This is a genomic window from Candidatus Nitrospira nitrificans, from assembly GCF_001458775.1.
In the GTDB taxonomy this organism is placed as follows: Bacteria; Nitrospirota; Nitrospiria; order Nitrospirales; family Nitrospiraceae; genus Nitrospira_D; species Nitrospira_D nitrificans.
Genome location: NZ_CZPZ01000009.1, coordinates 35858 through 59207, shown reverse-complemented (window position 1 = coordinate 59207; position 23350 = coordinate 35858). Strand labels below are relative to the sequence as shown.

21 protein-coding genes are annotated in these 23350 nt (G+C 52.8%); 10 read left to right on the top strand and 11 right to left on the bottom strand.

From position 1 onward, the window contains the following. Positions 1-178: 178 nt before the first annotated feature. The 3 genes from thrH to COMA2_RS20100 form a co-directional block, all read right to left on the bottom strand. Positions 179-802: a bifunctional phosphoserine phosphatase/homoserine phosphotransferase ThrH gene (gene thrH, locus COMA2_RS06880; protein WP_090895844.1), complete on the bottom strand. Its 624-nt coding sequence runs from the start codon at positions 800-802 to the stop codon at positions 179-181. Positions 803-845: 43 nt separating this feature from the next. Next, a complete protein-coding gene (locus tag COMA2_RS06875) occupies positions 846-1649 on the bottom strand; it encodes a YkgJ family cysteine cluster protein (RefSeq protein WP_090895842.1) in 804 nt (267 codons plus the stop codon). A 419-nt stretch (positions 1650-2068) separates the two neighbouring features. Further along, positions 2069-2347: a hypothetical protein gene (locus COMA2_RS20100; RefSeq protein WP_175304437.1), complete on the bottom strand. Its 279-nt coding sequence runs from the start codon at positions 2345-2347 to the stop codon at positions 2069-2071. 188 nt (positions 2348-2535) lie between these two features. Between COMA2_RS20100 and COMA2_RS06865 the strand changes: the two genes are divergently transcribed. Further along, positions 2536-3006: an EVE domain-containing protein gene (locus COMA2_RS06865; protein WP_090895840.1), complete on the top strand. Its 471-nt coding sequence runs from the start codon at positions 2536-2538 to the stop codon at positions 3004-3006. Between the two features lie 13 nt (positions 3007-3019). On the opposite strand, the gene COMA2_RS06860 is transcribed toward COMA2_RS06865, so the two are convergent. Beyond that, the gene (locus COMA2_RS06860; RefSeq protein ID WP_090895838.1) at positions 3020-3298 is read right to left on the bottom strand and encodes an ImmA/IrrE family metallo-endopeptidase; all 279 of its coding nucleotides are present in this window, start codon (positions 3296-3298) and stop codon (positions 3020-3022) included. A 185-nt stretch (positions 3299-3483) separates the two neighbouring features. On the opposite strand from COMA2_RS06860, the gene ricT reads away from it, so the two are divergent. The 3 genes from ricT to COMA2_RS06845 all read left to right on the top strand — a co-directional run bounded on the left by ricT (position 3484) and on the right by COMA2_RS06845 (position 5506). Then, entirely contained in the window at positions 3484-4248 is a 765-nt protein-coding gene (gene ricT, locus COMA2_RS06855) for a regulatory iron-sulfur-containing complex subunit RicT (protein WP_090895836.1), read from the top strand. Between the two features lie 158 nt (positions 4249-4406). Further along, positions 4407-4925: a DUF1264 domain-containing protein gene (locus COMA2_RS06850; protein WP_245630906.1), complete on the top strand. Its 519-nt coding sequence runs from the start codon at positions 4407-4409 to the stop codon at positions 4923-4925. A gap of 83 nt (positions 4926-5008) precedes the next feature. Beyond that, positions 5009-5506: a c-type cytochrome gene (locus COMA2_RS06845; RefSeq protein ID WP_090895834.1), complete on the top strand. Its 498-nt coding sequence runs from the start codon at positions 5009-5011 to the stop codon at positions 5504-5506. A gap of 25 nt (positions 5507-5531) precedes the next feature. Here COMA2_RS06845 and COMA2_RS06840 read toward each other — a convergent pair whose 3' ends face one another. Continuing rightward, positions 5532-6872, bottom strand: coding sequence for a YihY/virulence factor BrkB family protein (locus COMA2_RS06840; protein ID WP_090895832.1), 1341 nt, complete (start codon positions 6870-6872; stop codon positions 5532-5534). 1309 nt (positions 6873-8181) lie between these two features. Between COMA2_RS06840 and COMA2_RS06830 the strand changes: the two genes are divergently transcribed. The 4 genes from COMA2_RS06830 to COMA2_RS21060 all read left to right on the top strand — a co-directional run bounded on the left by COMA2_RS06830 (position 8182) and on the right by COMA2_RS21060 (position 12410). Then, a complete protein-coding gene (locus COMA2_RS06830; protein WP_090895828.1) occupies positions 8182-9564 on the top strand; it encodes a cytochrome P450 in 1383 nt (460 codons plus the stop codon). A 365-nt stretch (positions 9565-9929) separates the two neighbouring features. Then, positions 9930-11174, top strand: coding sequence for a tyrosine-type recombinase/integrase (locus tag COMA2_RS06825; RefSeq protein ID WP_090895825.1), 1245 nt, complete (start codon positions 9930-9932; stop codon positions 11172-11174). Between the two features lie 92 nt (positions 11175-11266). Then, the gene (locus COMA2_RS06820) at positions 11267-11557 is read left to right on the top strand and encodes a hypothetical protein (protein WP_090895823.1); all 291 of its coding nucleotides are present in this window, start codon (positions 11267-11269) and stop codon (positions 11555-11557) included. Positions 11558-11981: 424 nt separating this feature from the next. Continuing rightward, a complete protein-coding gene (locus COMA2_RS21060) occupies positions 11982-12410 on the top strand; it encodes a DNA mismatch endonuclease Vsr (protein ID WP_090895822.1) in 429 nt (142 codons plus the stop codon). A 50-nt stretch (positions 12411-12460) separates the two neighbouring features. On the opposite strand, the gene dcm is transcribed toward COMA2_RS21060, so the two are convergent. The 6 genes from dcm to COMA2_RS06785 are packed head-to-tail and all read right to left on the bottom strand — an operon-like array spanning position 12461 to position 21740. Beyond that, a complete protein-coding gene (gene dcm, locus COMA2_RS06810; protein WP_217490656.1) occupies positions 12461-13813 on the bottom strand; it encodes a DNA (cytosine-5-)-methyltransferase in 1353 nt (450 codons plus the stop codon). 53 nt (positions 13814-13866) lie between these two features. After that, positions 13867-14280, bottom strand: coding sequence for a hypothetical protein (locus COMA2_RS06805; protein ID WP_090895820.1), 414 nt, complete (start codon positions 14278-14280; stop codon positions 13867-13869). Positions 14281-14299: 19 nt separating this feature from the next. After that, on the bottom strand, positions 14300-16396 hold the full coding sequence (locus COMA2_RS06800) for an AIPR family protein (RefSeq protein ID WP_090895818.1): 2097 nt from the start codon (positions 16394-16396) through the stop codon (positions 14300-14302). A gap of 6 nt (positions 16397-16402) precedes the next feature. Then, on the bottom strand, positions 16403-17410 hold the full coding sequence (locus COMA2_RS06795) for a PD-(D/E)XK motif protein (RefSeq protein WP_245630917.1): 1008 nt from the start codon (positions 17408-17410) through the stop codon (positions 16403-16405). Continuing rightward, a complete protein-coding gene (locus COMA2_RS06790; protein ID WP_090895815.1) occupies positions 17397-20249 on the bottom strand; it encodes a Z1 domain-containing protein in 2853 nt (950 codons plus the stop codon). Before COMA2_RS06790 ends, COMA2_RS06795 begins: the two co-directional genes overlap by 14 nt. A gap of 6 nt (positions 20250-20255) precedes the next feature. Then, positions 20256-21740 (bottom strand): ATP-binding protein, encoded by a 1485-nt coding sequence (locus tag COMA2_RS06785; protein ID WP_090895813.1) that lies wholly within the window; start codon positions 21738-21740, stop codon positions 20256-20258. Between the two features lie 901 nt (positions 21741-22641). Between COMA2_RS06785 and COMA2_RS06780 the strand changes: the two genes are divergently transcribed. Next, positions 22642-22953 (top strand): helix-turn-helix transcriptional regulator, encoded by a 312-nt coding sequence (locus COMA2_RS06780; protein WP_090895811.1) that lies wholly within the window; start codon positions 22642-22644, stop codon positions 22951-22953. Between the two features lie 149 nt (positions 22954-23102). Further along, a complete protein-coding gene (locus tag COMA2_RS06775; RefSeq protein ID WP_090895810.1) occupies positions 23103-23348 on the top strand; it encodes a hypothetical protein in 246 nt (81 codons plus the stop codon). The last annotated feature ends 2 nt before the right edge of the window (positions 23349-23350 follow it).

Genomic DNA, 23350 nt, shown 5'->3' with positions numbered 1-23350 from the left:
CAATTCCTCCAACGCTGTTTCCCACCTGGCCGAAGCGGCTTCGCGAGGCAGGTCACATCGCACGCCTCGCCTCTTCGCTCGCTGCGGCCTTGCTGAACGGCCCTTTTGAACCCCTGCTAGCCTATCCTCGCCACACCCCTTCTTTCATGACGCGACAGCGTCCCTCTACCGCCAGACTTCATGGCCCTATGAGCCGGCCTGCTGTCATTAACTGTTCCCGCAGTTCACCATAGTTCCGCGTCACGGGAAACCGAGGGAATTCTTTCGGTAGATGCTCGGGAGGACAAAAGAAAAATCCGGCGTGAGCTTCACCCAGCATGGCCGTATCGTTGTATGAATCACCTGCCGCCAGCGTCAAGAAGTTCAGCGATTTGAGGGCAGCCACTGCGTGCTTCTTGGGATCCTGCATTCTCATGTGGTAGTTCATGATGCGCCCATTCCCGTCGATCTCCAGCTGATTGCAGAAGAGCGTCGGAAAGCCCAGCTGCCGCATGAGGGGCTGGGCAAACTGATAGAAGGTGTCGGACAGAATAATGACTTGGCAACGTTCGCGCAGCCATGCGAGGAACTCGGGTGCGCCGTCCAACGGCCCCATCTTGTCGATCACATCTTGAATGTCGCCGATCTTCAACGCATGCCGATCGAGAATGTCCAGCCGCTGCCTCATGAGCTTGTCGTAATCGGGCATCTCGCGAGTCGTGATCTTCAAATCAGCAATGCCGGTCTTCAGTGCGACATTGATCCATATCTCCGGCACGAGCACTCCTTCCAGATCTAAACACACCACCACTGGCTTCTCCATGGAATCTCTCCTCTTCATTCACTCTATAATGCTGATATGGCCCTTATCCGATAGAGTCTCGGGGGGGTTCGTGAGTCGACTGGCTTAAGAAACGCCACGTCTTGTCCAGCGCGCCGTCGAGTAATTCGACACCCTTCCACCTGTGCCGATTCTCTTGTTCATGAGCGTTCGCCCAGTCCAGCGCGACTGGGAGGGGGATCAACCTTGTCGGAGCCTTCCTCAGCTCTTGCCATAACAGCCCCAAAACGGTGCTGACCAGCACAGGCGCTGAAATGGGCGCCACAGCATTGTTGATCAGGTCGTCACAGCGCTCGGGAGGCGAACTCACCAGCAACTCCCGACATGCCGCAGGACGTGCCTCATAGATCGTGCATGTCTCTTCTTCAAGGAAGGGGCAGGGCAGTCGCAGAGCATAGTACTCACGGTTCACCGTTTCCAGAGCATCGTCGTTCGGCTGTTCCGGAACATTGCAGAGTCCTAAGAGTCGTTGCCAGAGCCCCTGTGACAGCAGTCGAGATTTCGTTTCCGCGAACCGTGCCGCAATGCGCGCCTGTTGGTCGGTCGGACGCGAGCGGAGCCACTCCTCTAACGCAAACGCTTCCGGGGCCGACAGGGGGACCAACATACGACAGCAAGCCGCACATCCCTTGTGGCACGAAGGCGGTTTACCCGCATCGACCGAACGCGCCACTTCGAGTGCGTGGGCTTCTTCCCCCAAACGTCGTATCAATGGGACGATGGCCGTGACGGGCACGAATCCGGTCGGCACCTCCACGGCGGTGGTAATTTGACCGGCAGAGGTGTTGAGCGCAATCTCGAAGTGCTCGGTTGTGGGAGGGGTCATCATCTCGACGGGCTCGGAATGCTTATGTACCGCAGATAGAAACTAATATGCCGGCGCACGGTGAATCAAGGGCCGTCATTCCAGCAAAGGTGGCCCAGATCCACCTCCCAGCTCGCTCCTCTCCCACGGCGCTCCCATCAGTTTTTTCATCTTTCTATTCCAGGCTCCGACAGATCCTACTGGCTCCTTTGCCCTAGCCCAAACGGACTCCCGCATAAGGCCATCTTTGGGTCTTGCGTGTCTTAAGAAAAGGCGTAAAGTTTATCGTGCGCGGGTACACCGACCCTGTCGAACATGAGATAGCCAATGAGATGTCGTCACTCATACGAGTCAGCGAGGTGTACCCCCGCTTAATCACCGCCTCTCACTTCCTGTCCCCTCCGCGCAATAATCCTTCACAATAGCCATCTTGCCCTGTCGACTCAGCAAGCGTTGCCGATCTTGCTCCTTCCATAAAGAAGTTCGATAATGGCCGCATGCCGCAGCCGATCGCGTTTTCTGGCCATGTCATAGGTCTGCTCAAAGAGTATATGCGGGACCTTGTCGATCAGGCCACGCAAGAGCAGCGATCCCAACAACAGTTCGGCTTTACTGCCCTTCCCTATCGACCCGATCAAGCCTTTTCCGACCTTCTTGCCCTGCTGGACGATCGCATCGAATCGGAAGGTGTCCAGGTAGGGCTGCCGAACACGTTTCTCCATGACATGTGGACGCTCTGTAATGAGGCCCTACCGCTGGTAGCCGACCGCGTGTGGCTTGAGGTCAATCTTGACGGCTCAAGCATCGGGAAAGCGCGGCTCAGGGAACTCACTTATCACTTTCTCATCCAGTTTATCGAGTCTCGTTCACGAGAGAGAAGTTGATCCAAGACAGAAAGAAAGAGGAAGGAATGGGACCCAAAAGGTATTGGTTGATGAAGTCAGAGCCTTCCGCATTCTCCATTGACGATTTGATACGATCTCCCGAAAAGACAACCTGTTGGGACGGCGTACGCAACTATCAAGCGCGCAATTTCATGCGCAGCATGGCAGTCGGCGACCACGTCCTCTTCTACCACAGCAACGCTGATCCACCGGCGGTCGTGGGCATCGCGGAAGTCACCACAAGCGCGTATCCTGATTCAACGCAATTCGATAAAAAGGACACTCACTATGATCCCGCGAGCAAGCCTTCGCGACCCAGATGGGACATGGTCGATATCAGATTTGTTCGTAAATTCGTTCGTCCGTTGCCTCTGGAGGAATTGCGAAAAGAACCGACGCTCACAGGAATGGTCTTACTGCAGAAGGGGTCTCGGCTTTCGGTTCAACCGGTCAGCGCGCTCGAATGGAGACACATCCTCCGACTAGCCGGCCGTTGAGCCGGCCCGGGTCTTAGATACTCGCTTTTCCGTCATCCATGTATCGGTGTTGCCAGTCCAGCCAGGCGTGGCCCAGCTCGTGGGCAAGAATGTATCGGCGGCGGGTCACGGGAAGTCGTTTCCGCACGTAGATCGTCTTGGTGTCGTCATCCCAAATTCCATCGGCATTCGCATCGCGCTTATCCATCTCCGCGTCGGATAACTGTCGAACGGTAATCCGATAACCGAACGGAAGGACAACCTGATTGGGTATGCGCAACATTTTCTTTCGTTCTCGAAGCATCGTACCCATTGCTCACTCACCCTTCCTCCTACCGTGAAATAGCCTACCATAATGGACCAGGCTGAGTGTTGCTATTTTTATTGCCGTTTATCAATTACTTACGATTTATTTGCCTCACCCCACGCTGAAGCGACTTTTACCTTATCATCATCATAACCTTTCCCTCCTCCACTAAATTTGTGTATGATTGCCTCATGGAATCTGCATGTGATGACCAGCTCCTCCACACCTATCCCACCTCAGTCCGCCTGGTCGGAGTCAAGATCAGGAACCGTGGAGAGGTCAAGAAGTTAGGCGCCGTCAGCGTACCCTTGCGCAACGGAGATCCCGTTTTACTCGAAGTGGATGGAGAAGCCACGTACGGGATCGTTTATACCGAGCCGTACACCACCCCCTTTATTCCTCCTATGCGCGCGATGAAATCCATCTTGCGAAAGCCGAATACTGAAGAAACCGCGTTGATCGGCAGACTTGAGCGGCTCTCCGAGGAGGCTGCCGCCTATTGTCGAACGAAAGCGATGGAACTTGGCATCCATCTGAAGCTGGTTGAGGTTTATGGAGCCATGAACCGCCGGCAACTGACCTTTGTCTACACGGCTGAGGACCGAATCGATTTCCGAGAGCTGGTCCGAGACCTGGCCCGTCGTTTCGGCGGCCGGATTGAAATGCGTCAAGTCGGGGTACGCGAGGAGGCCAGACGCCTCGGTGGCATCGATACCTGTGGCTTGGTTCTTTGTTGTGCCAGTTTTCTGACCGATGTGAAGCCGATCTCGGCCAAGCAAGCGAAAAAGCTCGACCTACCGATCGACGACCCTCGTTTGCTGGGCGTGTGTGGCAGGCTGAAATGCTGTTTGATGTTCGAGATGATGGACGCCCAGGAGAAGATCGTCCCTCAGGCTCAACACCTTATTACCCCGACCCGGCCTGATTCTCCTTCCTCACCAACGCTCCCTTCGTAGTTCGCACAGGGCGTACGTCCCTGTCCTCGTGCGACGTTGCCCCATGCCTATCCGAATCCTTTTTCCATAGATGACCTCTCATAGCCAGACTAATGTGGAGGTCTTTCACCGCCTGGATGGGCCAGGCAAGGACTTCTCAAACCTGGGAGGCATTTGTGATGAAAAAAGGACTGTTAGCCGTTGTCGCGATGGCCGCTGTTGGATGTAGCGGAGTGGCCACCCAAAAGGCTGTCGGCGGGGAACCAACAAGCCCTGCGGTCGGATACGAGATCCATGTGCAGGCGCCCCACATGATGCCGGATGGGACCCCGGGCGGCCCGTTCCATCATTACTGCAAGGGCATTTCCGACAAGATTCTTCAATGCCTCCTGTTCGAGTCGACCGACCCAAAGGCCCCCTTGGTCGGGGTCGAGTATTTCGTGGCCAAGGATCTGACGCGAAAGCTTCCCGCCATTCAGTGGCATCGGCATTTCCACGATCATAAAGTAGAAATCGCGACCGGTCGTGTCCAAATTCTTGATATGCCGGCCGACCAGGCCGCCAAGGTGGCGGACGTGGCGGCAGGGACAGACGGCGTGATCTATCATCTGTGGCAACATGGGCAAGAATTCCCCGACGGCACCGTGAGCTTTCCGCAATCCCTTGGGCATAAGTTCACCGGCTATTCTGACAAATAAATTCGTTGGAGAAGACTGGCCAGGTCCCCTCGATGAATCGGGGAGGACCCTGGTCACAGTCCCTGTGAGCTAAGGAAGGCGACATGAGACGACCCATCCTCTGCCGATCTCTGGCCCTGACGCTCGTCACAGCCACAGCGCTCGCCCCCTGGAGCGTTGCTGTCTATGGGGCTGATGAAGCAATCCTCAAACCACGAGTGCCGGTCGATCAACTTGAGGAAGCAAGGACATGGACCAATCCCCTCCCCGCCACCCCTGAAATGCTTGAGAAGGGAAAGCAGCTCTTTCAAGGCAAAGCATTCTGTGTGACCTGTCACGGGAGAGACGGCAAGGGATTGGGAGGCGATATTGAGCCCGGTACGCTCAAAGGTCCCTTGCCACGCAATTTCACCGATCAAGACTGGCAGGCCGCCAGAACAGATGGCGAACTCCTCTGGATCTTGAAAAACGGCAGCAAAGGCACGGCGATGGCTAAGTTCATTCCGCTGGTTTTGACCGAAGAAGAAGCCTGGCAGGTCTTGCTCTACGTGCGATCGTTCGGCCAGAATCGGGACACACCACAAACTGATGGACGGCCGTAACGGATAGACGCGTGCCGTTATACAATCAAGACTCAATCGACCGGGACGACGGTTGGTCTTGGAGGAGCGATTGCATGGTCTCGCCCACCAACGCTCGTTCCACCGCCTTATCCCGACGGCGCAACAGGGCAGACACCGGATCGCTGGGATCGAGGTGGGGCAGGACCCACGGTGGGGTCCCATTGCGAACCGAATCCAGGACCTCTTTCACGAGAATCAGGTCCGGCGCCTTGATGAGACTCACCCCTTCCGGTTCCTGAAGGCGCCCCACAAACCCGTTGTCGACCAGACGTTCAACCTCTTCCTCCACCAGAGACAAGGGCATGTTCAGTTCACTCGACAGCTCCGGCAGCTGCAACGGACGATCGCCCTTGAGGTAGTGGTGCCCCAGAACGCGTAAGACGTTCAAGGCGAGTTGTTCACGAAAGACGTACGTACCCTGATCCCACAGCAGGCGGGACAAATAGGCCGTGGGATATTGGTGAAAAAAGGAGAACTGCGCCCCGATCAGCACGATCATCCATCCGGCGTAGAGCCACAGCAGGAACAGCATGAGGACGGCGAAACTCGAATAGATCGCGCTGTAACTGGCGGAGGCCGCCACGAATTTCGCAAAGACTTCTTCGGCGATGATCCAGAGAACAGCCGCCGAGACGCCGCCCGCGGCGGCCGAGCGCACCTGGACATGGGTATTGGGGATCGTCTTGTAGAAAAAACTGAACACGACACAGAGCATCACGAAGGGCACCACGTCGCCGCTCCACACCAGCAGCGTCCCGAACGGCTCCATGTCCACGAGACGCTGAACCACGGTATGACTTTGCAGTGACGCGAGCAGACCGAATGCGCTCACGACGAGCACCGGTCCCACGAGGACCGCGCTCAAATAGTCGGTAAACTTTCGTTCCCAGGTGCGCCCCTGTTTGACTTGCCAGATCGCGTTGAGCGCTTGCTCGATCTTGTCGATCAGCGAATAGGTCGTATAGAAGAGGCCGGCAATCCCTGCGGCACCCAGCACGCCGATTTTAATATTGTCGACAAACCCCACGATGGTGGACGTGATCTCCGTGCTCCTTGTGCCCAAGGGTGCCAGGGTCTGGGCCAAGAGGGGTTCGATCACATGGTGGACATCGAAGGCCTTCAACACCGAGAACATCACGGCGAGAAACGGCACCATCGACAGCAATGTCGTGTAGACCAGACCCGCCGCCCGCGCATCGAGCAGGCGATGGCGAAACTCCATGCCGACGGCAGTGGCCAGCCTGAGCGCCTGAGTACTCAACCGTTGGAGCCATGACATGGTCGTCAGATCCCTGGTCCAGAGGTCCTGCTTCGCAAATGGGGACATGCGTGTGGAGCCGGCCATAGGTCCTGCTACTCCGTGCAGGCGGTTCACATATTTATGGTACAACAGGCTCGGTGGCGAATAGATACTGAAGTGGTCAGGATACCATCCTAGGATGCATTTCCCAAGTGGAAGATACACAGCACCACAAATTGAGGCAGTTGTTAATGGGGGCACTCATGCTTAGTTGAAGCCTTGTTGGTAGTACCTTCCATACAAAGAAAAAACTCTGATCAGTTCGTAGGCAGATTCATCGCATTTTCTTGGGCTTTGACGTATCCTATCGCCCAATTCAAAACCAAACGAATTTGCCCTTCAATCCTCCTCTCCCGATCAGTGGCGTCAACTTCCATTGGCTTGCTTCTTAAGCGCTAGGCAGAACAAGACAACTCACTCTAGCGTGCTCCAGGCCTTATGATACGCTTCAATACATGAGTAGCGAGCGACTTCTCCTAGAGATCTCTTACGGCGTGAAACTCGAAGGGAGCTGAATTCTCTGTAAAATTGGAGAATTGATCTATAGCAGTGAGACCATCCAACATCACACGACGATTGAGATCTTATACGGAACCACATAGTAAATAGTTACGTGGTCACGATTGGAGTTCTATAACATCCCATTTGTCACAACGGACCCAGCAATGGTTGTTTTCGGACTGCTCGTTACTGTAATTGCAGGAGTAATCCTTTGGTCGATCCGATACCACACGCGGGTCATCGGGTATGTGGCCCACGGTTTAGAAACTCCTCGCATGAGCTGGGGACTTTGGAGCGACCGGTTGCTGCACGGTAGCTGGAGGGGTTTGCCGGTCAGAGTTCGTGCGACATATTCAAACCTGACAACTCTATCCGTAACCATTCAGCGACCCGCCCCGCCGCCAGAGCTGGACGCATGCATGACCCGTTCAGGCAGGATAGTATTCCGTTCAATCCGAAGTGGTCACTTCCTGATCCGGACGGTTGCCAGCGTATCTGAGAACGACCTGTTCAAGCCAAACAATGAACGGCTCGACGCTGACATCACTTCGTATTTCACTCGAGCGCATGTGGAGAGCGTGGTAGTCCTCCTTCGTGAGTTGGGTTGGGCTCGTTTTCTCAAGAGCAGCGACGGAATTGGGGTGTCGATGTCTGGAAGCATCGCCTCAAGTTGGAATCCCGACCAAGTGCGCGATCACATCGCCAAGACTCTAACTGAGCTTCAGAGGCTGGAGAGCTGATGCGTACTACTCTGAGATCTGATATGAGCCACTTGAGCTCACATAATCCGTAGCCAAGATTAGCCCCACCGCATTTGATGCCCCTGCCCTAGTGTGATACGGTCCGTCCTCTCATGCCGGACTCGGTTCCCTCCTTCACGCTTGTCGATGTGCCCGGCGCGGTACCGCTTCTCGGCCACCTGGGTTCGTTCAAGAAGCAGCCGCTAGAGATGCTCTCAGTCTGGTGGCGCCGGCACGGCGATGCGCTGCGCTTTCGCCTCGGCCCGAAGACACTCCATCTGTTCAGTCACCCGGATCTCGCCGAAGAAATTCTCGTCCAGCAAGCCGACCGCTTCGTGAAAGTGTATGACCCTCAGCGACCACAGGGCCTTGCGCTGGTTTTGGGCAATGGATTGGTGACCAGTTCGGGCGAGGTTTGGAAGCGACATCGGCGCATCATCCAACCGGTTTTTCATCGCTCTCGCATGGCCGCGATGGCCGATCGCATGGCCCAGGTGGGCGAGCAGCGGATTACCGCTTGGGAAAACCATGCGGGACGAACGATAGACATCGCCGCCGAGATGATGCAGCTCGCCCTTGAAGTGATCTCGCAGACAATGTTCACCACCAGCATGGCGCAACACATCGATCAGATCAGTCATGCGCTGCGCGTGAGCCTGAAGTATGCGTTCGACTCGTTTCACAACCCACTGCGTCTACCCACATGGGTACCCACCGCCCGCAACCGCGAATTTCGTTCGGTCATGCAGTTCATGGACGGGCTGATGTATGGACTGCTCGTCGAGCGGCGTCGCACCGGAGCAACCCATGGAGACCTTCTCGATCTGCTGCTTCAAGCCCGCGATGAAGAGACCGGCGAAGGACTGACCGATCGGGAGTTGCGCGACGAAGCCCTGACGATCTTTGCTGCAGGTCACGAGACCACCGCGAACGCGCTGGCCTGGACCTGGTATCTGCTCGCCACTCACCCCGAGGCGAAGGCACGGTTTCATGAAGAAGTGGACCGGGTGCTCCAGGGAAGAACGCCAACCGCCGACGACCTTCAGCACCTTCCGTATACTCGGGCCCTATTCGATGAATCGCTCCGCCTGTATCCACCGGCCCCGGCAGTCCAGCGCAAGGCCGCGACCAACACGACGGTTGGTGGGTTACCCTTGTCGGAAGGCGCGCTCGTTTTGGTCGGCACCTACAATCTGCACAGACACCCGGCCTTTTGGCGAGACCCCGACCAATTTCTGCCGGAGCGATGGTTGGATGGCGAGCGGCTCAGTTCCCGTTATGCCTATCTCCCCTTCGGCGCAGGACCTCGCGCCTGCGTGGGAATCCATTTCGCGTCAGTGGAAGGGCCACTTCTATTAGCCTTGATCGGCCGCCGCTATGATCTGCACCTGGCTCAAGAACACGTCGAGCCACAACTCATGGTCACTCTGCGGCCGAAAGGTGGCATCAGGATGATGCTCCAGCCACGACACGTGCCGGCCGTGTCGGTTGCTTAGACTCACAAAATCTTTAGCGCATTCACACGAGACGTGAGGTATGAAATCTGCTGGAGGGGTTTATCCGCGCGCGATAGATACGATAAAACGATAAAGAGCGCGCGGCGCACACGAAGTGAGGTTTGGTGGGCCGTGTAGGGGTCGAACCTACGGCCCGCTGATTAAGAGTCAGCGTCAGTTATTACCATCAGGTACTTTCATTTACTCCACTCCTTGACAGTTCAACGAGTTACGATTAGTTTCCCATTCCTGAGTACGGTCTAGGCCCTGACATTTCGCTCTTTCCTGTCTACACAGCGTCTACACCGTGGCCCGCTGATTACAAAGTTTGGAATCAAGGAGTGAGGTCACTGGAGGTTCGGTCCATGCAAAAACTCACCAAACGAATTATTGATGACACCCCGCTTCCCACATCAGGGCAAATCTTTGTCCGAGACTCAGTGCTTCGTGGATTTGCCCTCCGAGTGACCAAGGGAGCGAAGACTTTTGTGTTGGAGCGACGCGTCAAAGGGAGGGTCAGACGAATCACGATCGGTCCCTTTGGCCCTCTGACGGTTGAGCAGGCTCGTAAAATTGCAGAGGGCCATATTGGCGCGATTGCACAAGGAGAAGATCCCGCACAAACGAGACAAGATAGAATCAAAGAACCGACGTTTGCTGACCTGACGGCGCTCTATGAACAGCGGCATTTGCCGTTCAAGCGATCAGGTCGTGATGACCGTAGTCTTTTGCAATCCCGTCTGATTGAGTTGAAGACGAGAAAGCTATCCGACATCACAAGAAATGATGTAATCGTTCTGCACTCGAAAATCGGAGAGACTGCACCATATCGGGCGAATCGAGCAGTGGCGCTTTTGCGCAAGATGTTCAACCTGGCCAAAGACTGGGAAATGTTCCATGGCGAGAATCCCGCGACGAGAATTCATTTCTTCAAAGAACGAGAGCGGGATCGATTCGTTCAGCCGGATGAGCTCCCAGGAGTATTTGCCGCCATCATGGAAGAATCCGATGAATATGTCCGTGCATCGTTTTGGGCGTATGTGTTCACGGGAGCCAGGCGGGAGGAGGTTCTCTCGATGAAATGGGAAGATGTAAGCTTAGAAAGAGCGGAATGGCGCATTCCGCAGACCAAAGCCGATCGTCCCCACGTTCTGCCCCTGCCTACCCCTCTGTTGGCCGTCTTGAGCAATCTGACCAGGCAGGAGGGCAATCCATATGTTTTCGTGGGTCAGAATGGTTCTCACAGAGTGAATATTAAGAGGGCGTGGAACCGCATTCGGACGAAAGCAAAGATACTGGATGTCAGATTGCACGATTTGCGACGAACGGTTGGATCATGGCTGTCAGGAAGCGGGGAGAGCCTGCAGTTAATTGGGAAAGTTCTCAATCACAGCAACATCAGCACGACAAGAATCTATGCGCGGTTGAATCTTGACCCGGTCAGAACCGCGCTCGAACAAAATGCCAATAAGATGCTGCTGACGGTGCAAAATCACTGTGAGAAGAAAAACGGAGTCGTTAAGGGGAAGAGGTCAGTGGGCCGAGTAACACTCCCGGGACTTCAGCGATTGCTGATTAATTCGGATAATTTGGCCTCACCAAAGGCTTAAAACGCGAGGGGTTCAGTGGCTGGAATGGCATAGACGGATTGTATTCGTTGATGGGGTGAAGTGGGATTCCTGGGATCGTACTAATTGATGGGATGAAATGGATTCTTCGGGTCGTAGGCGGTGATTGGATTCAGCGGATTATCGGTACGGTACTGATTGAGTGGGTTGAAGATATTGTAGTCGGACTCTTATTTGTCGTGGAAGCTGGGTTCGGCGAGTGCAGGTGTGCCCGAGAAGAGCAGCGACAAAAGAGGGAAGAAGACAACACACGTGGCGATCCTCCAAGGATCAAAGCAGCCAGCGCATTCGGCCCATTCTTTGCCTGGAGAACAGCACAAGCAGCTAGAAAATGGCCCTGCCAACTTCTGCTGATCGCGCTGTAATCCCTGATCTAGTGAGTCAACGGGCGTGGGGGACGGTCTACTAACAACCCGAAGTCTCTTTCGAACTCCAGACTGATGATCTCATTGCTTGAGTCAGGTGACACGAACCATGATCCATCGGGATCTGCCGGGCCAAGACAGACACCTTCCTCCCCCGCGTGAGGTTCAATAAGGATTAGTACCCGTGTTCCTGATAGATTCGGAGAGCGGTTTGCCATGATCTTATGCTTATCCTATCGGTAGCATTGTACGCATGAAACATAAAGCTATCAACCGATAGGCCTACCCTTGCAAATTCCTGCCTGAAACGTTATTGGGAAATGATAGTCGTCTTAGTTATGCGGCCGCAGTAGGCTTGTTGGTGGTTATGGGGCGCTCCCTAGGAAAATAGTCTGAAGCTGAGCCGATTGATAGCAGCATACATATGGACACACTATCTTCTGAACGACGAAGCTGGAACATGAGCCGGATTAAGGGCTCCAATACAGGCCCTGAGCGGATAGTTCGTTCGATCCTGCACCGAATGGGTTACCGTTTTAGTCTCCACCGGAAAGACTTGCCTGGAAAGCCAGACATTGTGCTGCCAAAATATAAGACTGTTGTTTTCGTACACGGCTGTTTCTGGCACTGTCATAAGGGGTGCAAAGATGCGACCATGCCAAAAACACGGCCAATATTCTGGCAGAACAAGCTACTGGGCAATGCTGCCAGGGACCGGATCAAACATCGGTCCATTCGGCATCTAGGTTGGCGGGTAATAATTGTGTGGGAATGCGAAACTGAAAAACCGGCAAAGCTTATTTCGAGACTTAGTCGGCTTCTGAATGCTGAGAACCGTCTGGAGAGTTGCTGATGAATTTTTCTTATGAAAGGTCTAGCAGCCCAAGGTCGCCTTGCACATCTTTACTCACTTATCTCCAACTTCTTCATAATCTCTTCTGCAACTCTTTTTACCACAGGAATGGCTACAGAGTTACCAAACTGTCTGTATGCTTGATTATCTGAATCGCTTGGGATGAATTCTTCAGGGAACCCCTGTAGTCTGGCACATTCCTTCGGAGTTAGTTTTCTTGGGTTTCTTCCCGGCTGAGGCACGAGACACTCTTTCCCGTCTTTGTAGTACCGGGCCACTAAAGTGTTTGCAGGCCTGCTAAGGTCAGCCAGAAAGGCTGTAAATCCTGCTCCGCGATTAAGGTTGCGCTCTGTTCTGTTCTGATGCCCTGTCCACAATCGATCGGAAATCGTATAGCGGGCATCTGGGTCTTTTTTTAAGAGAATTGAACTCAGCGGCATTGGCGCGCCCGTGAAGGGGGGGAATGAAAATGTTTCTTCAGAGTCACGAAAGCAGACTATGTAGCAACGCTGGCGCCGCTGTGGGACCAGCGTGGAGGAATCCAGCATATGCGGCGAAAAAGAATATCCGAGATCTTCCCTGATGGTTTTCTCAATCGTTTGAAAAGTACGTCCTTCGTCGTGTCCCCGAAGGTGCTTAACGTTCTCCAGAAGTAAAACCCTGGGTCTTTTTGCCTTCGCAATCCGGACCAGATCAAAAAAGAGAGTTCCTTGAATCTCACATGAGAACCCATGCTTGAGGCCAAGCGACTTTCTCGCTGAAACCCCTGCCTTGCTGAAGGGTTGGCACGGGAATCCAGCAGTCAGAACATCATGATCGGGTATCCACTTGGCGATTTGCCTGTTGGAAATATCATCGCCTGTAAAAGCTCTAATATCGCCAAACGGCATTTCTCCGAAATTTCTTTCATAAGTTCGCTGTGCATGGCGATCCCACTCGCTGGAGAAAACACACTTGCCGCCAAGACTTTGCAACGCGATGCGAAATCCGCCGATGCCGGCAAACAAGTCAATGAAGGTAAACCGTGGTCGATCGACTGGAGGGAAAGGCAAACTACTGAAGTCGATTCTCCAATTACATTCAGAACTCTCTTTGCTCCGCTTGCCTCGCTTGATTTTGAACTGACCAGAATCTGCCTTCATTGACAGGAGCATCCGCCAATCCTCTCCCGCCTTCCTGCCGAGGATCAGCGGACTTGTCTCTGGCGATTGGATCCAGTGTGAGGCGATCGCTTCGAGTTGTGTCCGGGCATCCTCGGGCAGTGACTCCACCGCTGTCGAACCGATAATAAGATCCAGTGCGTCCTTGTACCCAATCACTCCAGAATATTTCTCCTTGGTGCCCTTGGGCTTGGCCTGACGAATTAAAACTTTACTCCTGAATTCATGCACAGGGCTAATCACTTAGGCATCTCATAGAATGAAGTTGATCTCTCCATGCATGTATCGGTTGCAAACTAAGCCTGTGTGCTAGAAATCGTCCCAAAGTGACGATTCCACTCATTTGACGGCATAGCGCCGAGAAATAGTTCCGCTTCGCGCTCAAACAGAAACCAGATATCACCTGGCCGCGGCTTGAATCCACGTCGTTCCGAGAGGTACAAGCGTAGTTCCTCTCTCTCCGGCTTTGGATAAATGAGGTTCAGTCCGATCTGTTTTCCAGTCGGATACAACAGGAATTCTTTAAGTGCACCGTCCGGGGCCAATCTGACCGACCCGCTGTGAATCCGCCCGCCAAAAAATAAGTTGGCTAACTGAAATTCATCATCGGTTAGCGTAACTTGCGAGTCTGCAAACTCTCTTGCTGTCAAGATTGAATATGCTCCTGTATGTGAGCAGAAAAATCGATTGTGGATGTCTTTAAAGCGCATTCATTTTAGACCAAGGTACTCATTCATCTCTATTAAGAATGCCGGCTGAACGGGCCTTCTCGATCATAGCCGAGCCGTGTTTTGCCTGCTTTACCGATGGCAAACGGATCCAGCCTTCGGCAGCATAGCTGGCGAGTGTATATGCAACACCACGCTGCCATTCTTTGAGTTCCCCGGACTTCTGTCCCCAAGCAGAAATTGTTAGCCATTGTGCGGCACTCAACTCCTTACACAGAGCGATGTTGTTATGATCATGAGGGGTTAACCGCTCTCCACTGATTGAGTCTGGTCCTGCCGCGCCATCACCATTGGCACCCGTTGAGGAAATCAACTCCCGATCAAGAGCGGGAGGGATATTCCAGTCTAATGAACGGATATAATCCCAGCAGGCTTGAGATTTGAACGACTCTTCAATATGTTTGCCGTCACGCTGGCCGATAAAAGGGAGGTGTTTGAAGACGGCAGGAGCCCAGCTTTCTATTGTTTGCATGAGAGACGGAGAGAGCCCTTGCTCACGCCAAATGCGATCGAGGTCAATGCGACGAACTGTTTTATCCGCTAGCAACGCTGCAGTGTAAGCGGTTACGTTGACGCGCCAAGCAGTAATCGCTTCATTTCGTTTGACTATCCGCTGGACTTCCTTATACAGGATTCCCTTGGCGATATATCGCCGATATTCTTCAACAGTCGGCTCCCAGCCGTCGCGGATAGCTCCAAGCTCATGCATGAAATAGACAAAGTTTTTCTGCGCATGCCGACTCACTACATGCGGTAGGCCCTTCCAAACATTTTCGAACTTGGCCAGGTCTTCTTTGCTAAAGCGTTGTTCGGGTGGATAACGTTTTTCAAACTCACGCCTCTTCAGCTCAGTGGTTCCTTCACGCATCTTTGCTGTTGGATAGCTGCCTCGAGCACGCTCATAAAACCAGCGGGTCTGCTGATTAGGTGTCCATTCACGTCGGGAGACACGTTCCATACCGATATGGAATGGATGATTCGCAGTCAAATCGGATTCGGTGATTTTATTCTGTGTATTTGAGTATCTGGATATGAACGGAACCAGTTCTTGGAACCGTGAAGGCTCAACAACCGTTATTTTCCCCTGCACGGAAACACGAGAAAGATCGACCCCAAAGTCTTTCACCGCCCTATGAATAGAAGCTGTGGTCTGGCCTCCATTGACGATTTGCATCCCTTTCAGACTAAGGATGCCATCCGTTCCATCGTGCAGTGTGCCTGTTACAACGTCCTCTGCCACTACAGTAATGCCGTTATTATAAGCCATGAAGTATTCCGGCTTATCGCGGAGAGTCTGAAGTATTCCCTTGTTCACTTTTCCTCGGGCCTGTAGATATGAGCGCACGTTCAATTCCAAAAGGCGCGCACCATGTTCATCGTAAAGGTCTGCCAACAGCGACCCTGGGAAAATAGTGACCCAGGTTTGAGATTTATTGTTTCCTTGCTCAACTTTTACCGCTGGCAGGCCTCCCGCCTTGAGGGATCTTAAATCTACCTGAAGAGTTTCATAACTCATTCCGCTTTCGCGAAGCCGCCTGAATCGCTCTAGGTCCCAGACGTCATAGGTAGCTGCGAGACCGTTCACTTCCTGCTTTCGCTCTTTTTCTCGCCTCTGAACAAGGCGAGAATTCGTGAACAGCAGGAAGTTTACGCGATCGAACTTACTGCGCAGGTCATGGATTCGCTCGGTCATCCCGTAGGGCTCTAGACCCGGCTCCAGATTCCTGTGATGGCCTGCAATTGCCCGACCAAAGTATCGTTCTAACTTGTTGAATGACGCTTCAATATGTGATGCGTTGATGGTCTGGACTTCATCGGAAGGCCTGGCGTAATGAGTGATGAAGAGGTCGAGTCGTGAATCCTCCTCAGGCACGCTGTAGCCATCTACCTTGAAAGACCCTGCACCATGTCCACCTTCAAAGTGACAGACTACGGGCGATTCCAGGACTCCACAAGCAGCGAGATCGTCGGAGATGATCTCGGTTAGTGCAGACTCTCGAAAACTGGCACTTGAAGGATCGCCGTCCGGTTTAGCGTGATCGGTGATGTCGCTTTCCAGCTCGCGAGAAAAATTAATCAGATCAGACTCTTTAGACATAGGTTCCTAAATAGACACTGCGCTCATCAGTTCGGCTTCTGAGATTGTAAATGCTGAACAGTTAGATAGATTCACTGTATAGCATACAGCTGAGACACCCTGATCAAGATCTGACTCCAGAATGCGAGGGAAACCGTTGTGGACCTTGAAGTAGGATCGTTGTCTTTCGGTGAATCCGTAACCGGCGAAGGGTGATATCTCGGGCTCGATGTAACCTGCTGCCAATAAACGGTCCTCGAACGTCGCTAAGGCGTCCGGCCCATTTGCAAGCAAGAGCCTTACTGACTGAATCACGGAGGTCAGAATACGGCCAGTACCCTCGCGGAAATCGTAAGCGACATGACACAAAAAGAGGGCGCTCAGCCCTGTATCATCCAACTGACGGGCATTTGCAATATTGACTGTGCCTGCATCATTTGCAGTAACAGCTTTAACCTCTACCGCGATTTTGCCAAATAGAAAATCCTGATTGGTTTGTAGTGGTCCCTGCCATGCGTCCGAAAGAACTTGGAGGGGGACCCCACGCTGAAGACATTTTTCAAAAAACTCGAGTTCTCCAAATAGCCCGATGTATTCATCACGTGAGAGACCATCCGGTGAGCGGTTTTGGAAGAACTTCTTCCAATGCTGCAGTCGCCGGTGCAACGTTTTCGCGACGTCGGCAGTAGCTCTGGAGGACAGTATGTGCTCAAGAATATCCGAACAAAGGATCTTGAATAAATCCTTTGGCATAACAGCAGGCGTTTCCTGAAGATGAACGAAGATGCCTTTCCCACTGCTTTGCACTTCGGTCTCGACTAGATAGCCCCGAGTCTGATCCTTAAAATTCAACCCCTGCAGAGACGTCAGGCCAAATTCCACAGAAAGACAGCGCATACCTCCAGGAACAAGCACTCCCCCATATATCGCCAAACCGAGTGGAAGCTGTATACGCCGCCTATAGTATCCCGGTGTTACCCCTGCATCGCCAGATGCCGTATCCCACGCCTCCGACAGTACTTCAGAAACTCTCATCATCACCGCCGCGTAGAGTATAGATGTTGTTGACCGTATAGCTGATCGGATCTGCCTTATCACTTGTCGGGAAGCTGATCGCCAGGCCGATTATCGGCTTCGTGGGATGAGGGAGCCCAACATACTGAGATGGATTAAGAGGGTACAGTAGAAGCAGACCGTTTGTTTTTGGGCGGAACTGTCTTGCTTCTCGTCGTCCCGGGTCTTTCGGCGGGGGATCTTCAGGCTTGCGATCAGGGTCATCCTTCCAGTTATCGACGGTCAACTTCCTCGCTGCCTCTATCTGCTCATCAGTCAAATCCACAAGCTCATCTGTGCGACTCATTAACTGTCGAATTGTGAGAGGGTCCTCCGTTCGCTGTTCCTTTGGATAGGGGGCGCGCTCTATTAGTCCAATGTCCAGGCCTGCAATTATCGCGGGTTGTGCTTTTTTTAATCCGGACGAACACAGTAGTACTTTCCAGTCCTGCAGTTCACTCTGTTCAACTTTCGCCTTGATGTATCTGGTTAGCAAAGTGGTGTTGGCGCGATACGCCCCTTCATGGGTTGAGTATGCGGAAATCAGGTCAAGGATTTCCCTAGCCCCGACATCGTGCCAGAGATGGCCGTTTGACTTTTCGGTCTTTGTGGGTCTGCCGGCCAGTGCTGCCAACCAGTTTTCGACAGCTGAAAAGTTACGCCCAATCCAGACTGGATCCCTGTAGAAGCAAATCGTTTCACTGATGTCACCCGAGAAGGATAGCGTCATTTCAGTGCCATGGCGCATCTTTACAGCGGAGGTAACTAACATGACCGGGTGCGAGCGAACTTTCAGACCAAAATCTTCCGGCGTACCATGGACGTGAGCCATGTATTGGAAATCACGCTGTAACTCCTCACTTGCCGCGGCAATGTGCGTAAACCAGCCAAGAAGCTCACCTGTGGTGTAAAGACGGCACAGGTCAAGATACTTGTCGCGATAACCAAACCAACGTCCCATCTGCATCAGCGTGTCATACATTTGTGATGCACGGAGAAAGTAACTAACACTCAACCCTTCAAGCGTTAATCCGCGCGAGAGTTTATCGCCACCGATCACGATCGCGTTCAGCCCTGTCACCCGGTGTTCTTCGTATTCAAGAACGTCACCGGCAGAGCCATTTATGGTCTTTACGTGAATAGAGTCCGTAACCTCCCGTAATAGTGGAGCGACTTTCTCCCATTCGTGTAGCGGAGGAACTGCGTCCTTACCAGCAATGCGGTGACATTCTTTACTGGTGGGGACAAAATCTCTGAACCAGAGATCCTTGAATTCATTTTGGATAGTTGGGGTACGGCCACCGTCACCGTATCGTAACCGCTGCACAATATCCCTGAGTGTAAGTTGGACCTGTTCAGCCACTAAATTTTGCACCGCCGTATAACGGATCACATGAATCAGCATGGAATTGTGGTGGGGCCCATGCTCCCGGAGTCTGCGGACGGCCACTGTGAGGATGAACCCCATCATAGCCTCGATCAGCGAAGGCGGAACGCGGTGCTCTCCGTTAAAGAGAGGAATGTGGCCGGTACGGGCAATCAGTTTCGGCGGCATCCAACCATGCTGTTCATCAATAGCGTTTGATCTGGCATGATCGCTGACGATCCTCACAAGCGGCAGCGACTCAACTGCTTCCAATCCGGTATCCTCCTCGCCTTTGATACCGAACACTCGTGCCGGAGACAGATAGTTAGAGGGTGGTGGAATATGCACAATGAAGCTGCGAGGGAAAAGGTCAGCCCCGAGTTCACGGGTTACCCCGCGGTCGTGAATAAAGATATTTGCGAATGGAGTCGCTGTATATCCAACGTACGCCACTTTGCCGAACGACTGGAGGATCTTGCGGATCAGCTTGTTAATCTTCGTCGGTTCGTGTTCCAGGTCCGGATTACCATACTCATCAAACATCTGCTGTCTGGTGTCGACTGAAGCAAGATCAGCCTCATCATCGATAACCAGAACAGGAACATTTCTCACAAAGCGTCGATCAGTCTCGGATTCGCGGGCGTCGGCATAGGACTGGATCCACCCGAAGATATTATTCAACACGCTGACGTTCTTCTTGACAACAAATAGCAGCGGTAATCCGCCAGGGCTGATTCCGAATTGATTAGCGACCGTAGTATTAAAATCCCCTGTTTGAGTGCGATTCGTCCCAGTATTGGCATGAATAGTCCCGTCGAGTAAGCCTACGCCAGCCCTGGGGAATATCTGCTGGCTTCCGCTGGTACGAGGCTCGCTCGTAAATCCTAGAAACCCTTCATCAAGCCGGATCTGTGTTTGAGACCGCAAGTTGTTATGAATGCCTGATAGAACAATGATGACTTTGTACCCGGCATCGGCAGCTTTGCAGATCAGGCCACAATAGTTGGCTGTCTTTCCGGATTGTACGTGACCCATGACAAGACCACGACGGTCCCAGTCTCCAGGGCGAGCCGGGTCCTCTAACCGCGCAAGAATGTCATCAGTGACCCGTTCTAGACTTCGTATGCCAGCATCCGGTAAGCGCTCTTCGAGATATAGCCTGTATCGATCCCAATATCGCCATTCAATCTGACCACGTTTAGACGGCAGCCACGCCATATGATTGGTATCCATGCCCAGAGTCCGGTGGAACGGAGCGTATACCGTGAGACGCATTTCCAGTTCAGCGGATAGACGCGCTCCATCGACCCCTGAAAAAATAGACATGGTGGTAATTGCTTCGACGGCCTGCTGGATTGCGAGAGGAGTATGAAAGGTTGAGCTGCCGGATGCTGGTGGACGAAGATACATCTGACACATGCCCAGCGCGGTCTTGAATTTACTTTCATCATCCATAAGAGGTCAAAGTTCCTTGATCAGGTCGGGATAACGGTTGAATGGTTCCATTGCCCGAATCCTCTGGCGCGTGGTTTCAGGATTAGCACCGCTACTAACCAGCATGTCAAATATCCGGCGCATGTCGGCCCGAAGGACGGCGTAATCGACGCCTTCATAGGGAACAGCCTGATCCTGAACCTGCTCTGCGGTGTCGAGCCATATCTGCTGTACGGGAACTGTCTCCTCAAGATATCGAAGTAGCGTTTCAACATCTGATTTTGCTGTTCCGCATAGCTGGATCACTCCGGCAACCAATGGATTCTCACGGTTAATAGAATACACGCGGTTTCCGTTTCGAAGGCGAGAAACCCACGGACGTTCCAATTGGACAGCTGAACCAGGACGAGGCCCGTACTGGCCACGATGAACATAAACTTTCCTCGCTTCGCTTCTGATTCTTGCTGCCAGATCAGTCAATGTGTCACGAATAATTGCCGGAGGTTTCGCAGTTGATTTCTTTACATCCAGGTGCCATTCCCCGTCAGTACCGTTATTAATATCGAGGCGGATTCTTGCAAGCTTGTACTGCTCTTCTCTGGTCCATGGATTTGGTCGACCCAGACGCAGCCAGTCCCCCTGTAATAGGAGCCTCTTATTTCGGTAAACGTAAAACCCCTGATGTCCAGTCCATCCTCTTGGACCGCCATTATCCTCCCACTCCTGCTTGCTCATCTTGTCTTTATGAGGCAGGACAAAGCCCTTGAACTTTACTGAGGATCTGCCGATGGGAATCTCTTGTTCCGGCGAACAATACGTGGCGTCGTGTCTTTCCATGAACGGATTCCATGGCACAACTTCTTGACTATTGAGGGAAATTTTCAGGGAACGGTCTTCCAGGAATCGGTGAAACGTCAGGGCTAAATGCTGGCGGACATGGTCGATGGCGTCGTTGAAACGGGAATGGGCTGCAGTATCCTGTGAAGAAGTATCTCCAACAACCCGGTCAAGTGCACTCCATACTACGGCAGTCCCTGACAGTCGATTTGAAAGTAGGTCGAGGTATACCTTACTAGAAGATGTATGACTCTTTAGAAGTCTCCATTCTTTATGCTTGCACACATAATCGAGATTCCACGTATAGGAGCTCAGGGAACCGCATTTAGCCTTGGATGCCACACACAACTCGCGACACTGTGAAAACGAAGCCGTTTTGAGTCCCAGCCCGAATCTCCCGAGATCGTGTGATGCACGAGTATCCAGGGGGCTCTTGCTGCCTGGGCGCATAGCTTCGAAGAGAACTTTTTCTGACATTCCGTGCCCGTCATCGAGAATGCAGATATGTGAATCCTTCCCTGCCCAGTGGAAGGTGATCTCGATCGTGCGTGCTTTTGCCGTGATGCTGTTGTCGATGAGGTCTGCAATCGCAGTCGACAGGCTATAGCCGAGACCTCTAAAGGCCTCGATTAGCGCCGATGGGTCTGGGGCTGCGATTTCAAACTGTTCATCCACAGATTCTAGACTCCGTCTGTATCAGAAATGCGCAAGGCTCACTCTTCGGAAGTACAAATCTCCCGCCGAAGAATACCCCTTTCCTCGCGAGAAAACATCCCACCGTTGGAGTGGAACTACTTTTTTTACCCGCTTACAAATAGATCGGGATGGCCGGTATACTGATTGGCCCAGCCAAGCCACTGATCTGTGTGGCGTCCTGATTCATCTCATGCCCAGACGCTCCTATCCTTAGTACATTTCTACGATTCTCGTCTTTTCTTGCGAAGAAGCATTTATGAGCCCACCAGGGTCTTGAAAAAGTCGCGCAACATCGTTATTTGTAGAACCATGACTTTTCGTCGACCAAGAAAACGTGCGAGAATTGAAAAGGAGAGCTTTCGGATCAGTGGTACAGTTCTTGGTTATTTGTTTTTGTCCGCACTCTTTGTTGCTTGGTATGCCTGTAAGGCTCCACTAGAACATGCCGCTATACTCCTCAGCTTTTTGATCATCGGGTATGGAGCAGCATTCGCTTTCCCTCGTGTAGCCCGGAAAGTCTTGTCATGTTCAAATACTCCTGACTATGAGAGAGTGTCTCATCATGTGGGATCTCACTACCGGATAGATCCTTTCGCAGTTGAAGACCTGATCAAATCGCTTCTTTTTTCATTCGCGCGCTTGCTTGATCGTGCTAGTTTGCTGCTCTCTCATCTACTTTCGCTTCATCGCTTCCTACTTGTCCCCACGAATCACCGCACTGTTCGAGCCTTCGAGGAACATACCTCGCTGCGGCTCTTCATTCTAACATCTGACCACACACTTAGACCGCCGCCTCAGCTCCTCTAACTCGTCGCGTTTCTCCAATAACTCCGTTAATCACAACGTAAAGCCGTCCGCTAGGACTGCTTAAGGAGGAGCTATGGCACCGTTGTATTCGAATCCAGAAGAGTTCTATGCACGACTTGAAATGATCTTGAAGAAGGTTCTTGAGGATTTGCAGAGCACCAAATCCGGGGCTGACTTGTCGAAGCTGCCGGAGAGTCAGTTGCTCAGCGAAAAGGAAGTTGCACAGTACCTCGGTCTGTCTACTCGGACTCTTCAGGCCTGGCGTCTGCGCGGAGGGTCTCTCCGATATCAGAAACTGAACAAGCGGTCCATCCGCTACCGGGTCACGGATGTCCGCAAGTTTCTCGACCTCGATGGGCAGGGCCCGACATCCCATGCGGCATAACGGAAGTGTGGACCTCCTTTCCGAGGAACTGAGGAGTCTTCCGCCACATGGTGGTGAAAACAAGGTCTGGGACAGTGTCACTGCATAGGGTAATTCGAATTCTAAAAGGGCCCTGCCCGAGTGGGTGGGGCTCCGGAAAGGCATATCACATGAAAAGGGCACTTGCGGAGGTTATCAAGCAGCAGTTGTCAGACAAATCGAGTGAGAAATTCGTTCGTGGCACGTTCTTGCTTCGAGGGGTGGAGGCGGCGGCATTGGACCAACTTCATCGTGAAGTCGGCGGGCCTGACCGGATTTCTCGGAACGAGCTGGCTTCGCGAATTCTCTCGCGTGCGCTGACCCAAAAATCGGTTGGTCCGCGGGGTAATAAGGCATCAGAGGAGCGGATCGAGTAGTG

Excerpts from the sequence above, each read along its gene's own strand:
- thrH (WP_090895844.1), bottom strand. The coding sequence starts at position 802 with ATGGAGAAGCCAGTGGTGGTGTGTTTAGATCTGGAAGGAGTGCTCGTG.
- COMA2_RS06875 (WP_090895842.1), bottom strand. The coding sequence starts at position 1,649 with ATGATGACCCCTCCCACAACCGAGCACTTCGAGATTGCGCTCAACACC.
- COMA2_RS20100 (WP_175304437.1), bottom strand. The coding sequence starts at position 2,347 with ATGGAGAAACGTGTTCGGCAGCCCTACCTGGACACCTTCCGATTCGAT.
- COMA2_RS06840 (WP_090895832.1), bottom strand. The coding sequence starts at position 6,872 with ATGGCCGGCTCCACACGCATGTCCCCATTTGCGAAGCAGGACCTCTGG.
- COMA2_RS06850 (WP_245630906.1), top strand. The coding sequence starts at position 4,407 with ATGAAAAAAGGACTGTTAGCCGTTGTCGCGATGGCCGCTGTTGGATGT.
- COMA2_RS06790 (WP_090895815.1), bottom strand. The coding sequence starts at position 20,249 with ATGGATGATGAAAGTAAATTCAAGACCGCGCTGGGCATGTGTCAGATG.
- COMA2_RS06865 (WP_090895840.1), top strand. The coding sequence starts at position 2,536 with ATGGGACCCAAAAGGTATTGGTTGATGAAGTCAGAGCCTTCCGCATTC.
- COMA2_RS06825 (WP_090895825.1), top strand. The coding sequence starts at position 9,930 with ATGCAAAAACTCACCAAACGAATTATTGATGACACCCCGCTTCCCACA.
- ricT (WP_090895836.1), top strand. The coding sequence starts at position 3,484 with ATGGAATCTGCATGTGATGACCAGCTCCTCCACACCTATCCCACCTCA.
- COMA2_RS06805 (WP_090895820.1), bottom strand. The coding sequence starts at position 14,280 with ATGCGCTTTAAAGACATCCACAATCGATTTTTCTGCTCACATACAGGA.
- COMA2_RS06775 (WP_090895810.1), top strand. The coding sequence starts at position 23,103 with ATGAAAAGGGCACTTGCGGAGGTTATCAAGCAGCAGTTGTCAGACAAA.
- COMA2_RS06820 (WP_090895823.1), top strand. The coding sequence starts at position 11,267 with ATGAAATGGATTCTTCGGGTCGTAGGCGGTGATTGGATTCAGCGGATT.
- COMA2_RS06830 (WP_090895828.1), top strand. The coding sequence starts at position 8,182 with ATGCCGGACTCGGTTCCCTCCTTCACGCTTGTCGATGTGCCCGGCGCG.
- COMA2_RS21060 (WP_090895822.1), top strand. The coding sequence starts at position 11,982 with ATGGACACACTATCTTCTGAACGACGAAGCTGGAACATGAGCCGGATT.
- COMA2_RS06845 (WP_090895834.1), top strand. The coding sequence starts at position 5,009 with ATGAGACGACCCATCCTCTGCCGATCTCTGGCCCTGACGCTCGTCACA.
- COMA2_RS06780 (WP_090895811.1), top strand. The coding sequence starts at position 22,642 with ATGGCACCGTTGTATTCGAATCCAGAAGAGTTCTATGCACGACTTGAA.
- COMA2_RS06800 (WP_090895818.1), bottom strand. The coding sequence starts at position 16,396 with ATGTCTAAAGAGTCTGATCTGATTAATTTTTCTCGCGAGCTGGAAAGC.
- COMA2_RS06795 (WP_245630917.1), bottom strand. The coding sequence starts at position 17,410 with ATGAGAGTTTCTGAAGTACTGTCGGAGGCGTGGGATACGGCATCTGGC.
- COMA2_RS06860 (WP_090895838.1), bottom strand. The coding sequence starts at position 3,298 with ATGGGTACGATGCTTCGAGAACGAAAGAAAATGTTGCGCATACCCAAT.